Here is a 13332-nt window from a genome sequence, read left to right as displayed (position 1 = left end):
CCTGAAGTCGCGCCACCTCACGCTCATGGGCCTGGGCACTGCCGTCGGCGCGGGCCTGTTCCTCGGCGTCGGTGTGGGCATCCGCGCCGCCGGCCCGGCGATCCTCATCGCGTACGTGATCGCCGGCGCGATCGTCATTTCCGTGATGCGCATGCTCGGCGAGATGGCCGCCGCCCGCCCGAGCTCCGGCTCGTTCGCCACCTACGGCCGCCAGGCGTTCGGCCACTGGGCGGGCTTCCTGCTCGGCTGGATCTACTGGTTCCTGCTAATCATGGCGTGCGGCGCCGAGATCACCGGCGCCTCCGCCATCATGGCCGGCTGGTTCGACGTGCCGCAGTGGCTGCCAGCGCTGATCGTCGTGTCCATCCTCACCGCCGTCAACCTCGCGCAGGTCAAGGGCTTCGGCGAGTTCGAGTACTGGTTCGCCATGATCAAAATCGTGGTCATCCTCGCCTTCCTGGTCATCGGCACAGCCCTCTGGCTCGGTCTCCTGCCCGCCTCCGGGTTCGTCGGCTTTGACAACGTCCGCGAGTCCGGCTTCGCCCCCAACGGCCTCACCGGCATCGCGGCGGGCCTGCTCGCCGTCGCTTTCGCGTTCGGCGGCATCGAAGTGGTCACCATCGCGGCGGCCGAATCCGAGAACCCCGCCGAGTCGGTCAAACGCGCAGTCAACTCGATCATTTGGCGCATCGCCCTGTTCTACGTCGGCTCCGTCGTCATCATCATCTTGCTGCTCCCCTTCGCGCAGATCGACGGCGCCGACACCGCCGCCGAGTCCCCCTTCACCCAAGTCCTCGACATGGCGAACATCCCCGGCGCCGCCGGCTTCATGGAGGCCGTGATCGTGCTCGCGCTGTTGTCCGCATTCAACGCGCAGATCTACGGCACCTCCCGCCTCGCCTACCAGCAGGCACTCGAAGGCGACGCCCCACGCTGGATGGCCAAGACCAACGCCAACGCCGTGCCCACCAACTCGGTCCTGGTCTCGGTCTTCTTCGCTTTCGTCGCCGTCGGCCTGCAGTGGTGGAACCCGCCGGGCATGATCGACTTCATCATGGCCGCCACCGGCGGTTGTCTCATCGTCACCTGGATCATGATCACGCTCAGCTACATCAAGCTCCACCCCGAGATCCAGGGCTCAGCAGTCCAGGTCCGCGGCGCGTCGTGGGTACCGTGGGTCACCCTCGTCGCCCTCCTTGGGCTGACAGGGCTCATGCTTTTCGACGACTCGTCGCGCTCCCAAGTCATCGCAGTCAGCGTCCTCTCGGCGATCTTGATTGCACTGTCGTTCACCACGCGAAACACCCCACCGCTCGCGCCTGCCAACAGCGCCGCCAACAGCGCAACGCGCGCCCACGCTGAGACCCCCAAGACAGTGCTCTAAGGTGGGGGCCATGACTGTCTCCTTCGCATCTGGACGCGGCCTGGCAACTGTGGCGCAAGACGGCACGGTATTAGATGTCTGGTTCCCGGCGCCAAACGTCGATAAGCAAGTGGCCGAAACTGGAACCCACCGTGTGGAAGAAGCCGACCCGCGCTTCGCGCACCTTGTTGGGCGTGACGAGAAGCGCAACGTTGAGCGAGTGGCCGTGGAAACCTCGATTGCGGACCTGTCCGCGCCGGCGACCGACACTTACGACGTGTACCTGCGCCTGCACCTGCTGTCGCACCGCATTGTGCGCCCGCACGAGCTGAACATGGACGGCGTATTCGGGCTGCTGTCGAACGTGGTGTGGACGAACCACGGCCCGTGCTCGGTGGCCGATTTCCAGACTGTGCGCGGCCGCCTCGCGGAGGAAGGCCCGGTCGTGGTGTACTCCGTGGACAAATTCCCGCGCATGGTGGACTACATTGTGCCGTCGGGTGTGCGTATCGGCGACGCGGATCGCGTGCGCCTGGGTGCGTACCTGGCCGAGGGCACGACCGTGATGCACGAGGGATTTGTGAACTTCAATGCCGGCACGCTTGGCGCATCGATGGTCGAGGGCCGCATCTCCGCAGGTGTTGTCGTCGGCGACGGCACGGACATCGGCGGCGGCGCGTCGATTATGGGCACGCTGTCCGGCGGCGGCAAGGAGACCATCACCCTCGGCGAGCGCTGCCTGCTCGGCGCCAATGCGGGTGTGGGCATTTCGCTTGGCGACGATTGCGTGGTCGAAGCCGGCCTGTACGTCACCGCCTCCTCCAAGGTGGTCCTGACCAGCGAGGTCGCGGACGCGTTGGGCAAGGAAGCCGGCGCGGAGGTCAAGGCGTTGGAGTTGTCGGGCAAGAACGGGCTGCAGTTCCGTCGCAACTCGCTGTCCGGCGCCATCGAGGTTGTGCCGGCGAAGGGCATCGAGCTCAACGAAGCGCTGCACGCGAACTAGCGTGCCCGCAACCTTGCCCGCGGCGTTCTCCTGGCCCATCCCCTGCCCGCCACTGCGCGACGGCGAGCTGGGGCTTGTGCCGTGGGGCGAGGTGGCGTCGATAAGCAATGTGCGCGAGGACCTTATTGAATCCTGCAACGACCTGCGCATGGTGCGCTGGACGCAAGTGCCGCACCCGTGCACCGCGGAGCACGCCGCGGCTTTCCTGGAGGTGCCCGCGAACGAGCTCCGCTGGGCGCTGGTGATCGACGGGCGCTACAGCGGCAACGCCGAGCTGCGGCTCGTGTCGGAGCAGCACCGCGCCGCGGAGTTCGGTTACAACGCGGCGCAGTGGGCGCGCGGCCGGGGGCTGACTACGCGCGCGGTGCGGCTGGTGTCCGACCACGCGTTTGCGCACGGTGTCCACCGGCTGGTGATTCGCGCCAGCGTGGAAAACGCGGCCTCGCGCCACGTTGCCGAGCAGTGCGGGTTTGCGTTCGAGGGCGTGCTGCGCGGTGCGGAGCTGCTGCGCGGCGAATTCGTCGACCACGCGCTGTACGCGCGCCTCGCCACCGACGCTTAGCCGTCGCTGCGCTGCTGCCGGTTCCCTGCAACCCCCATTTTTCTTCAGTAGCCGCTGACCAGGCATTTTCCCGATTCGCCTGTGGATAGCCGTTTTCGGTCTCCACAGCTCCGCCACCGCGCCCTTTACGGCACTCTCGATTGCGTTTACTGTGCCGGGCATGACCTTCTCCGCACTTCTCGAAGCGATGTCCGGCGCCGCGCTGGACTCGCTCGTGGGCTTCGACCGCGACGCCGCTCTCGCCGCCGGTCTCGAGCCCACCAAGGTGCGGAGCTGGGGCCTCGTTCACAGCGCCTACTTCGGCCCGACCAAATTCACCCGCAAGCAGGAAGAAGCAGTCGCCCTCGCGCGCGCCGGCGGGTTCTCCATCGATCAGCTCGTCCTCATCGAGCGTCGCATTTCGCATTTGCTTATCGACGCCCAGTGGACAACGCGCCTCCAACTCCTCTCCCGCCCGTGCACGTATGACGCCCTCGCGCGACGCATCCGCCAACTGATCCCCGCCGAGCAGAAGCCGCCGAAGAAACAGATGTCCTTCTCTGCGTCCAAGGCAGGGCTGCGGCGCATGAGCGTCACCGCCGACGAGCGCGACATGGCCGACTTAGAACACCGCCTCACCCGCGATATCGACCCGTCGAAGCCGGTGTCGCCACAGATGCTCGACGCCTTCATCGATCTCCTCCGCAGCGCCGCCCCCGGCGACAACTCCGACAACTCCGGCGAGCACCCCGCCGCCACCCCAAACTGCGCCGACCCGCCCGCCGCCACCACCAGCCCGGCATCGCAGCCGCGCGTGCCGTACGCCAACCCGCGCCCGATCATCATCGTGCCGCTGGAAACTCACCTCAAGATCCTTAGCGGCGAGGGCGACGACGTCCGCCTCGGGCTCACCGACGGCACCACGATGACTGGCGTCGAATACCTCAAGGCGCGTTATGGCACGGAGCTCGAAGTTGCGCTATTCGCCGCGCAAGACGGTGCGGTGAACCTCTACCGCGAGGTGCGCCTGGCTAACCAGAAGCAGCGAGACCTCGCAAGGATCTCGATGCCAATTTGTCCAGTGCCCGGTTGCCGACACGGCGCCGACTCATGCGAAATCCACCACATCAAAGCGTGGAAACACGGCGGCGAAACCAACATCGCCAACCTTGCCCCACTGTGCCGATATCACAACCGGGTCAACGACGACGACCCTCAGCGTCGAAAACGCGGCCGCATAGAAATGGTGCGCGGAACCCCGACGTGGTGTTCGCCGCGCGGCTATCACGTGCGCAACACGCTTCACCCGTTTGCAGCAATGCACCTGCTATTCGGCTAGCCGAGCTTGCAATTATCGACGTCTGCAATTACCCGGGCTAGCGGGTTTGCACACCTACCGAATTTGCTCGCACACCGATTTTGCGCGCCTACGATAGGGCTGATCAGTTTACTGGGACAACTTTCGGCTTCCCGAAAGTCCAGAACTTATTGATGATGAAGTTCACCGGCATCGCCACCAACGTGGAGATCGCCTGCGCCCAGTACGACTTGGTGCGCAGCCCGGTCGAGTCGTCAAACACGCTGTCCGGCAGCGCGATCGGCGAGGACGAGTTCATGAGCAGTGTCATGCAGGTCAGCGAAACTACGAATGCCACCACACCGGTCGCCAGGAACGGGAAGTAACCGCGCAGCCACGACCGCTGCTCCACGTGGCGGAACGTCCACGAACGGTTCAGCTGGTAGTTCCACGTGTTCGCGACCAAGAACGCGACCGTCGACAGCACATGGTACCAGCGCACATTGAAACGCGTGCCGAAGAGGTTGAAAAACACGTCCGTCTCGTGAATGCCAATGCCGGAGTCCAGCAGCTTCTTGCACACATAGAACACGGCAAGGTTGACCAGCACCCCGGACCCGCCGACGATGCCGAACTTCACGAACTCGCGCAGCCCCACCGCCAAACGGTGAGCGCGCGACGTGCCTACGCCAGCTGTGGCGACGGCGTTGGCACTGCGTGGTTGTGCTGCTCCCGTCACTGCGCGGTTGTCTCCTGGCCGGCGTCACCGGCGGTGGTCTCCTGCGCGGTGAGGCGGCGCACGGCGTCGGCGATCTGCTCGTCGGAAGCGGTCAGGGCGACCCGGACGTGGTCCGCGCCGGCGGGGCCGTAAAAGTCGCCTGGCGCTGCGAGGATGCCGCGCTCGGCGAACCAGTCCAGCGCCTCGCGGGAGTTCAGCCCGTCCTTGCGACACCAGAGGTAAAGGCCGGCATCGGAGTCGTCGATAGTGAAGCCCGCGCCGGTGAGCGCCTTAAGCAACGCGGCGCGGCGCATGGCGTAGGTGGAAGCTTGCAGGCGTTCGTGGAGGTCGTCGGCAAGCGCGGCCACCATGGCATGCTGGACGGGGCCCGGCACGATGAGGCCGGCGTGCTTGCGCACCAGGAGCAGCTCCTGGACCAGGTCGCGGTCGCCCGCGATCGTGCCGGCGCGGTACGACGCGAGGTTCGACGTCTTCGATAACGAGTGCAGCGCGAGCAGACCCGTGTTGTCACCGCCGGAGACCTCGGGGTGCAGCAGCGACACGGGCTGGGTGGCCCAGCCGAGGCCCAGATAGCACTCGTCGGATGCGATGATGGCGCCGGTCTCACGGCCGAACTCGACCCACGCGCGCAGCTCGTCGGTGCCCATCACCCGCCCCGTCGGATTCGACGGCGAGTTCAGGAAGACCAGGGCGGTGTCTGTCGGGGCGGTCACGGGGTCGTCGCAACGCTGCACCGTGCACCCAGCCATAAGTGCGCCGACCTCGTACGTGGGGTACGCGACCTCCGGGATGACGACGGTCTGGCCGCGCAGGCCCAGCAGCGTCGGAAGCCACGCGATCGCCTCCTTCAGCCCGATGACCGGCAGCACCGACTCAGTGTCCAGGCCCGCGATGCCGAAGCGGCGCTCGAGCGCGTCGACGATGGTGCGGCGCAGCTCTGGGGTGCCGGCGGTCTGCGGGTAGCCGGGCTCCGCGGCGTGTTCGGTGAGCGCGAGCTGGATCGACGGCGCGACCGGGTCGACAGGCCCACCCACGGACAGGTCGATCAGTCCGCCAGGGTGCGCGGCGGCGGTTGCTTTGACATCGGCGATCGTGTCCCACGGAAAAGCGGGCAGCGAAGCACCCAGCGGCGTGCGCTGTATCATCGCCTACTCCTGGTTCTGCGGCGGCAGCTTCGCCACCATTGGGTGGTCGAAGTCCAGTGGGCCAGTCTTCGCGGCGCCGCCCGGCGAGCCAAGGTCGTCGAAGAAGCCGACGTTCGCGTCGTAGTACTCGGCCCACTCGTCGGGCGTGTCATCCTCGTAGAAGATGGCCTCGACGGGACATGCCGGCTCGCATGCGCCGCAGTCGACGCACTCGTCGGGGTGGATGTAGAGCATGCGCTTGCCCTCGTAGATGCAATCGACGGGGCACTCCTCCACGCAGCCGCGGTCCATCACGTCGACGCAGGGTTGGGCGATCACATAAGTCATACCGTTCAGTATGTCACTTGACAGTGGCGAGGGGCCAAATTATCCCCACCAACAACAGGAGCATTTCGCTTATCGACGGCCCCTTGCCCACCATCATCCAAAACCCAACGGCCCAGACACCCAGCGGCACCAGCTGAATCCAGCGGTTTTGCGTCCACAGCTTCGCGGTTCTGCGGAGCACCGCGTTGAACCATCCGGCGAATACTATTCCCAGCGGCGCCCAAAAATAGCCGACCTGCAGCATGACCGCGACGGCCGCGAAGACGGACAGCCAGACGAACGCCTGGATGACCTCGCCGCGGGAAAAGTCTCGGTAGAAGTCGTCGCGGTAGCCGGAGGAGGTCATCTATTTGTCGATGCCGGCGAACAGCGCCGCCGCATCACCCGCAACGGCACCATTGTCCTCGGTAGGGAGCGGCGCACCTTCGCCGAGCTGGAAGTGCTCGACGCGCTGGATGGGCTGCACGATGAGGTTCGACAGGGCGTAGTAGACCACGGGCTGCGCTGCGGCGGATGAGACCGTGGCGGATAAGTGCGTGGCGGATACGTGCACGGCGGATGAGACCGTGGCGGGGAGGGCGGCGTGCGGGTTGACGTCGGTGACCTGGCCGTCGGCGATCCACAGCTGGGTGGCGTGGGCGCGCATGGATTGGACTTTCGCTGAGTACGAGGCGTCGTTAAGCGAAATGCTCAAGTCGGACGAGCTGACTCCATCGAGCTCACCTGGCTGAGGGAGCCGCCACCCTGCGGGGGCTTCGGTGGGCATGAGCGCGGCGGTTTCGTGCTCGAGGCGGACGGCCCAGAGGATGCGCGGGATGTCGGTGAGTTTGGCGGCGGCGTGGGTGATTTCGTGGGCGCGAATGTGATCCGGGTGGCCGTAGCCGCCGTCGGGTCCGTAGGTGATCACGACGTGGGGGCGCTCGGCGGTGAAAATGGCAGCGAGCGCGTCCACGGCGGTGTCGCCGGAGTTGACGAACGCGCGGGAGTGCTGGCTCGCGGCCGAGCCCTCCATGCCGGAGTCGCGGAAGCGGCCGGCGCCGCCGAGGAATGTCCCGCGCGCGCCGAGCGCGGCGAGCGAGGCCCGCAACTCGTGGATGCGGAAACCGCCCAGCTGGTTCGCTTCGTCGGCGACCAGGTGTTGGTAGGGCTCGCCGATGACCTCGCCCTCCTCGCCGAGGGTGCACGTGACGACGAGGACGTCGGCGCCACGCGCGGTGAGGGTGGCGATGGTGCCGCCGGTGGTAATTGCCTCGTCGTCGGGGTGCGCGTGGACGAGGACGACGCGGTAGCCTGCGAGATCGCGCTCGGGGCGGGTGCGGGTCAGGTTCATTGTGCGAGTGGCTCCTTCTTGCCGGCGTTGGCTGGGGTGGTGACGCGCCATGTCGGCGCGGTGGCAAGCCCGCCGTCCCAGTTCTTCAGGTTGGGGTCGGGGCCTTCGATGCCCTGGCCGAGCGCGGCGACGCGGGTCTCGGTGACGATAGGCACCCAGAGCGCTTCGGCCGCCTCGATCTGCGCAAAGATCGCGACTGCGTCTTGGACGCTGGTGGTGCCTGCGAGGACGTCGGCGGCCAGCTGCTCGGTACCGGATGAGCAGTAGCCGGATAGGTTCGCGGCGCGGAAGGCGTGCGCGGGGCAAGCGGCGCGGCCAGCGATCTCGGTGATGCTCTCGGGGTTGGCGGGGCTCGCGACCCTACTCGTGCTGGTGGAGCTCGAGGTGTCGTTGGGGTTGGTCGCGCTGGTCGCGTTGGTCGCGTTGGTCGCTTTGCTGGCGGCGAGGGCGGCATCGGATACTCGCCACCCAAAGACTGCGTCGATGGCGCCGGCCGGGAGCAATTTACCCATGATGGTGTTGTTGTCGGTGCCGACGAACTTCGCCTCGATACCCGCTGCATTGAGTTGGTCGACGAAGGTCTTCCCGGCGGCGGCCGCTGCTGGGTCGGCAGCGTCAGCAGCGACGCGCAGGGCACCTTGTTTTGCGATGTACGCCTCGAGCGCTCCCCCAGCGATTCCGCTCTCGCTAGAGGTGGGTTCACTGGAGGTGGACGCGCCTGAAGTGGACGCGCCTGAAGTGGACGCGTCTGAGGGGAGCGCAGCTGGAGCGGCGCCAGCTGGAGCAGCACCGGCGGGGGTTACCTCGGAGGGAAGCGCCAGATCGGTGGAGCGGTTGGTGGCGATGGACGCGAGCAAGGGGGCGTCGATAAGCGAAGCAAGCTCCTGCCGAGCCTCAAAAGTGACGCCCGCGGTGAGGGTGACCCCGAGTGTGCGCGGGCCGTCGGTGGTGAGGACCTGCGTGTCGGGTACGAGTTCGAGGACGCGGTGCGTGGTTTCATCGGGCGCCATGTCCACGAACGCGATTTGGCCGCTGCGTAGCTGGTCCGCGGTCTGCGTGGTGGTGCGCGCGGGCTGCAGGTTGAGGATGTCGATGCGCGCAGGCGCCGGCCCCCAAAAGCGGTCGTTGCGGTTCAGCGTAATGGTGCCGCGGCCGCGGTCGACGCCGGAGAACAGGAAGCGGCCCGCGGACGCGGGGATGGAATCGTGCAGCGCGGTGGCGAAGTCGGAGGCGTCAGCGGCGAGCAGGTGCGACGGCAGCAGGTGTGTGAACAGGCCGCGGATGTCGCGGATCGGCGTGCGGAAATCGACGTCGACGGTCTTGCCGCTGGGGCCGGAGACGCGGATGTCGGCGATGGCGTCGTAGCCGTAGGCGTTGATGGTGCCGGGTGTCGTGCGCATCGCGCGCCAGAGGTAGATGAAGTCGGCGCCGCTGATCGGGGTGCCGTCGGACCACTGCGCTTCGGGGTCGATGACGTAGCGCACGGTCGCGGCTTTGGGCGAGCTGGGCAGGCGGGTCGCGGCGAGCAGCAGATCGGGGTTGCGCTCGCCGTCGACGAAGGCGCTGGGCAGCACCAGGTCAGCGATCGAGCGGACCGTGGCCTGCTCGTCCGCGGCTAGGTGCGGGTTGAAGCCGGCGCGCACCGGGTCGACTCCGACGCTCACCTCCACTCGAGCGGGGCGTTCGCTTGTCGACGTCGCGCTTTCCGTCGTTTCCGCCAGTCGCTCGAGCTCCTTCTCGGCTTCCCCTTCAGTAACCAAAGGGGGCGGCGCGGGATCCGCCGCGCACCCGGAGAGGGCCGTAAGCGCGGTGGCCGCGGTCAGTCCGGCGAGCGCGGTGAGCGCAGTGGTCGCAGTGGTCGCAGTGGCCGCGAGGCGCGTGCGCGGGTGACGCGTCCGCGCCGAGCCTTTGTGCGCGGGGTGTGTGAAGCGAGTCATCGACGGGAATTGTAATCCACGCCAGCTCCCCTCCCCGCGCAGCGCTCGCGTGGGTTGCGTGCCCGGTTGCAGGTGCGCGAGCAGCTACTTGTTGAGCTGCTTTGCGCGGGAGCGGGCGCGGCCACGCTCGGTGGCGTTGAGAATGATCTTGCGCACGCGCATTGCCTCGGGGGCGACCTCGACGCACTCGTCGTCGTCGCAGAACTCGATGGCCTCGTCGAGCGAGAGAGTGCGCGCCTTCTGCAGTGTGACCGTCGCGTCCGCAGTGGCGGAACGCATGTTGGTCAGCTTCTTTTCCTTGGTGATGTTGATGTCCATGTCCTCATCACGCGAGTTCGCACCGACGACCATGCCTTCGTAGGTTTCTGCTCCCGGCTCGACGAAGAAGTCGCCGCGGTCCGCGAGCTGCTGCAACGCGTAGGCGGTGACCTGGCCGGAGCGGTCGGCAACGAGCGATCCGGTCGGGCGGCCCTTGATCTCGCCGGCCCACGGACGGTGCTCGATGGAGTACGAGTTGGTGATGCCGGCACCACGGGTCTCGGTGAGGAAGGTGGTGCGGAAGCCGATGAGGCCGCGCGACGGAATGTCGAACTCCATGCGCACCCAGTCGCCGGAGCCGGTGTTGCCCATCGAGGTCATGTTGCCCTTGCGGTTGGCCATGAGCTGGGTGACGGCACCCTGGTGCTCGGAAGGCACGTCGATGACGACGTGGTCATACGGCTCGTAGATCTTGCCGTCGATCTCCTTGGTCACCACCTGCGGCTTGCCCACGGTGAGCTCGAAGCCTTCACGACGCATCGTTTCGATGAGCACGGTCAGCGCCATCTCGCCACGGCCCTGGACTTCCCAGGCGTCTGGGCGCTCGGTCGGCAGCACCTTGATCGAGACGTTGCCGATCAGCTCCTGGTCCAGGCGGGCCTTGACCATGCGGGCGGTGAGCTTGTCGCCGCCGTTGCGGCCCGCCATCGGCGAGGTGTTCACGCCGATGGTCATGGAGATGGCCGGGTCGTCGATCTTGATGCGCTCGAGCGGCTCGACGTTCTCCGGGTCGCAGAGGGTGTCGCCGATCATGATCTCGTCGATGCCCGAGACTGCGGCGATGTCACCTGCGACGACCTCGCCGGCCGCCGGCACACGGTCGAGGCCCTCGGTGACAAGGAGCTCGGCGATCTTGACGTTTTTAATGTGCTGTTCGCCGTCTGCGTCGTAGTGCACCCACGCGACCGTCTGGCCCTTCTTCACCGAGCCGCGGTACACGCGGATCAGCGCAATACGGCCCAGGAACGAAGACGAGTCCAGGTTGGTCACCTGCGCCTGGAACGGCGCGTCAATGTCGGCGGAGGGCTCCGGGAGCACGTCGTAGATGACGTCGAAAAGCGGCTGCAGATCCTCGTTATCCGGCAGCTCGCCGTTGCCCGGGTTCTCCAGGGATGCGCGGCCGGCGCGGCCGGAGGTGTAGAGGACGGGCAGCTCGAGCAGGTTCTCGGCGGCCTCGGCAGCGTCCGGGTCTTCAAGGCCCGCACCGAGTTCGAGCAGGAGATCCTGCGCTTCTTCGACGACCTCGTCGATGCGCGCGTCCGGGCGGTCGGTCTTGTTCACGCAGATGATCACCGGCTTCTTCGCCTCGAGCGCCTTGCCCAGGACGAAGCGGGTCTGCGGCAGCGGGCCCTCGGAAGCGTCGATGAGCAGGACGACGCCGTCGACCATGGACAGGCCACGCTCGACCTCGCCGCCGAAGTCGGCGTGGCCCGGGGTGTCGATGACGTTGATGACCAGGTCGCGGCCGTCTTTGCCGGCGCCTTGGCGGCGGATCGCCGTGTTCTTCGCCAGGATGGTGATGCCGCGCTCGGATTCGAGCTCGCCGGAGTCCATCACGCGGTCGCCGTGGTCGCCGTGGTCGCCGAACACGCCGGACTGCTCCAGCATGGCGTTGACCAACGTGGTCTTGCCGTGGTCGACGTGGGCGACGATGGCAACATTGCGGAATTCAGGGTGCGTCACTGAGCCGCTACTCCTTATATATAGGCGGAATTAACGGTTAAACACTACCGCGCGAGGGGTCCAAGCGCTGAATGGCTTGCGAGGCGTGGCAACGAGGCGTCGATAAGCGAAAGCTCTTTTTCTGAGTTCACCTTGACGTTGGGAATATAGTGACTATTGTTACGGGAGTTACTGTAGATGTTTGTAAGGAGAGCTGTGCGCTTTTCCCGATCACTCGCGCGCGCCGCGGCGCTGGCAACCGCCCTCTGTGCGGGCGCGACTTCCGTGACCCTCCCAGCGGCTCATGCCCAGTCCTCCCAGTACATCGACGGCCTCGGGCGACCGACGGACTACACCGTTGCCCGCGTGCACGAGTTCGCCGACAGTCCGCTTGTGCCTGAACCCGCGGCCAACGCGTTGCGAACCGCAGTGAGCTTCTACGCCGGCACCGGCGAGATTGGCGGACCCCCGCTTCCGGACGACGCTCCCCCGTTCACCCAATTCCTCTGGCCGACCGTGTCGAGCAATTGCATCGGACCTGGCCTGCACTCTACTGCCTCAGCGATCGCGATTCCAGGGCCCACCCGGACTCCGGCACCCGGCGCCGTGCCTGGTCAGACCACGTTTGTGTTCACCGCCTTGGGCACGTCTGCCGCCGCCGAGCAGCAAGGTTTGATGCAGGTGTACTGGATAAACCTGAACACGTTCAGCACCGGTGTAACGTCACTTGATAACAATCTGATAAATCCTTCAGGACCGGCAACCTTGTCCGGGACCGCGAACACTGGCCACGGGCAGGTGCTCGCGGTGGTTAACGGCGGTGTCCGCACCACCGATAACGTCTGTAACTTCGCCCCGACCGTCGCAACATTCTCCGTGAGGTAACCATGCACACCACGAATGAGGAGCACATGAACGCCGATCTTCATCCCGTGAAGCAGGAGACGTTTGACACGACGTCGAAGACCAACATCGACCCGAAGGGCTACCTGCGCGAGGTTGATACTTTCCGGGTGACGGAGTTCGGGCTGTACATGGCACGCGGTGCGAACCACCCGCGGTTCGGCTACCTGGAGAGTTGGTTGCTGCCGACGCTGGGCCTGCGCGCAAACATCTTCCACTTCCGCGAAGGCGTGCAAATGGAGCAGGACTTCTATTTCGACATTGCTGACATCGACGTTGAGGGCGATGTCTGGACCACCCGCGACCTGTACGTCGACCTGGTGTCCAACACCGGCAACCCGATTGACGTGCTGGACATCGACGAGCTTGCCGCGGCGACATCGGCCGGTTTGATCACGGCGGAAGAAGCAGAAAAGGCTATCGACGCCACGCTGAACGCCGTCGAGGGCATCACCCGCCACGGCGACGACGCGATGGAGTGGCTTCGTGCCCTGGGCATCGAGCTGACTTGGGCCGAGGAGGTCGAGCTCGCGCCGGTGGGCTAGCGCCGGGCTGGCGCCGGCGGGCTGTTGGCTTCAGCGGGGTGCGCCCGCGCGGCTTATTTAAACGTTTTCTTCGACCGTCCCAGCAGAAGCATGTGCCTGCGGTGGGCGGTCGCTTGGCATTCCATTGGCTCTTGCCCGAATGTGACTGAACTTTAATCTTGAAAAACGGGTGATACAAGCCAAACGCCGACCCGTCAAGCGAGGTCGTGCTCTCAGTCCGCG

The 13332-nt window shown here is 66.2% G+C and carries 13 protein-coding genes; 6 read left to right on the top strand and 7 right to left on the bottom strand.

Annotation, left to right across the window (positions count from 1 at the left end):
* Positions 1-25: 25 nt before the first annotated feature.
* From CGLAU_RS04835 to CGLAU_RS04820, 4 genes are all read left to right on the top strand, one after another.
* Positions 26-1384 (top strand): amino acid permease, encoded by a 1359-nt coding sequence (locus CGLAU_RS04835; protein WP_095661046.1) that lies wholly within the window; start codon positions 26-28, stop codon positions 1382-1384.
* A gap of 10 nt (positions 1385-1394) precedes the next feature.
* Entirely contained in the window at positions 1395-2366 is a 972-nt protein-coding gene (dapD, locus tag CGLAU_RS04830) for a 2,3,4,5-tetrahydropyridine-2,6-dicarboxylate N-succinyltransferase (protein ID WP_095659710.1), read from the top strand.
* A 1-nt stretch (position 2367) separates the two neighbouring features.
* Positions 2368-2928, top strand: coding sequence for a GNAT family N-acetyltransferase (locus CGLAU_RS04825; protein WP_157731269.1), 561 nt, complete (start codon positions 2368-2370; stop codon positions 2926-2928).
* Positions 2929-3088: 160 nt separating this feature from the next.
* Complete coding sequence (locus CGLAU_RS04820) at positions 3089-4246, top strand: HNH endonuclease signature motif containing protein (protein WP_095659709.1); 1158 nt, start codon at positions 3089-3091, stop codon at positions 4244-4246.
* A 103-nt stretch (positions 4247-4349) separates the two neighbouring features.
* On the opposite strand, the gene CGLAU_RS04815 is transcribed toward CGLAU_RS04820, so the two are convergent.
* From CGLAU_RS04815 to typA, 7 genes are all read right to left on the bottom strand, one after another.
* On the bottom strand, positions 4350-4943 hold the full coding sequence (locus CGLAU_RS04815; RefSeq protein WP_095659708.1) for a GtrA family protein: 594 nt from the start codon (positions 4941-4943) through the stop codon (positions 4350-4352).
* Positions 4940-6085, bottom strand: coding sequence for a succinyldiaminopimelate transaminase (dapC, locus tag CGLAU_RS04810; RefSeq protein WP_095661044.1), 1146 nt, complete (start codon positions 6083-6085; stop codon positions 4940-4942). Before dapC ends, CGLAU_RS04815 begins: the two co-directional genes overlap by 4 nt.
* Before the next feature lie 6 nt (positions 6086-6091).
* Positions 6092-6415 carry a ferredoxin gene (gene fdxA / locus CGLAU_RS04805; protein ID WP_095659707.1) on the bottom strand — a complete coding sequence of 108 codons (324 nt, stop codon included), beginning with the start codon at positions 6413-6415 and terminating at the stop codon, positions 6092-6094.
* A gap of 13 nt (positions 6416-6428) precedes the next feature.
* Positions 6429-6761, bottom strand: coding sequence for a hypothetical protein (locus tag CGLAU_RS04800; RefSeq protein ID WP_095659706.1), 333 nt, complete (start codon positions 6759-6761; stop codon positions 6429-6431).
* Positions 6762-7745: an N-acetyl-1-D-myo-inositol-2-amino-2-deoxy-alpha-D-glucopyranoside deacetylase gene (mshB, locus tag CGLAU_RS04795; RefSeq protein ID WP_095659705.1), complete on the bottom strand. Its 984-nt coding sequence runs from the start codon at positions 7743-7745 to the stop codon at positions 6762-6764.
* A complete protein-coding gene (locus tag CGLAU_RS04790; protein ID WP_095659704.1) occupies positions 7742-9682 on the bottom strand; it encodes an ABC transporter family substrate-binding protein in 1941 nt (646 codons plus the stop codon). The genes mshB and CGLAU_RS04790 overlap by 4 nt, the downstream gene beginning before the upstream one ends.
* 84 nt (positions 9683-9766) lie before the next feature.
* Positions 9767-11683 (bottom strand): translational GTPase TypA, encoded by a 1917-nt coding sequence (gene typA, locus CGLAU_RS04785; RefSeq protein WP_095659703.1) that lies wholly within the window; start codon positions 11681-11683, stop codon positions 9767-9769.
* Positions 11684-11878: 195 nt separating this feature from the next.
* Between typA and CGLAU_RS04780 the strand changes: the two genes are divergently transcribed.
* Positions 11879-12547, top strand: coding sequence for an Rv1157c family protein (locus tag CGLAU_RS04780; protein ID WP_095659702.1), 669 nt, complete (start codon positions 11879-11881; stop codon positions 12545-12547).
* A 26-nt stretch (positions 12548-12573) separates the two neighbouring features.
* The gene (locus CGLAU_RS04775; RefSeq protein WP_095661043.1) at positions 12574-13110 is read left to right on the top strand and encodes a ribonuclease FAU-1 family protein; all 537 of its coding nucleotides are present in this window, start codon (positions 12574-12576) and stop codon (positions 13108-13110) included.
* Positions 13111-13332: the final 222 nt, after the last annotated feature.

Origin of the sequence: Corynebacterium glaucum (assembly GCF_002287505.1) — a bacterium.
Lineage (GTDB): Bacteria > Actinomycetota > Actinomycetes > Mycobacteriales > Mycobacteriaceae > Corynebacterium > Corynebacterium glaucum.
Note: the sequence above shows the minus strand (reverse complement) of the source record. Positions and strands in the feature narration are given on the sequence as shown.

Excerpts from the sequence above, each read along its gene's own strand:
- CGLAU_RS04835 (WP_095661046.1), top strand. The coding sequence starts at position 26 with ATGGGCCTGGGCACTGCCGTCGGCGCGGGCCTGTTCCTCGGCGTCGGT.
- dapD (WP_095659710.1), top strand. The coding sequence starts at position 1,395 with ATGACTGTCTCCTTCGCATCTGGACGCGGCCTGGCAACTGTGGCGCAA.
- CGLAU_RS04820 (WP_095659709.1), top strand. The coding sequence starts at position 3,089 with ATGACCTTCTCCGCACTTCTCGAAGCGATGTCCGGCGCCGCGCTGGAC.
- fdxA (WP_095659707.1), bottom strand. The coding sequence starts at position 6,415 with ATGACTTATGTGATCGCCCAACCCTGCGTCGACGTGATGGACCGCGGC.
- CGLAU_RS04800 (WP_095659706.1), bottom strand. The coding sequence starts at position 6,761 with ATGACCTCCTCCGGCTACCGCGACGACTTCTACCGAGACTTTTCCCGC.
- mshB (WP_095659705.1), bottom strand. The coding sequence starts at position 7,745 with ATGAACCTGACCCGCACCCGCCCCGAGCGCGATCTCGCAGGCTACCGC.
- CGLAU_RS04790 (WP_095659704.1), bottom strand. The coding sequence starts at position 9,682 with ATGACTCGCTTCACACACCCCGCGCACAAAGGCTCGGCGCGGACGCGT.
- CGLAU_RS04775 (WP_095661043.1), top strand. The coding sequence starts at position 12,574 with ATGAACGCCGATCTTCATCCCGTGAAGCAGGAGACGTTTGACACGACG.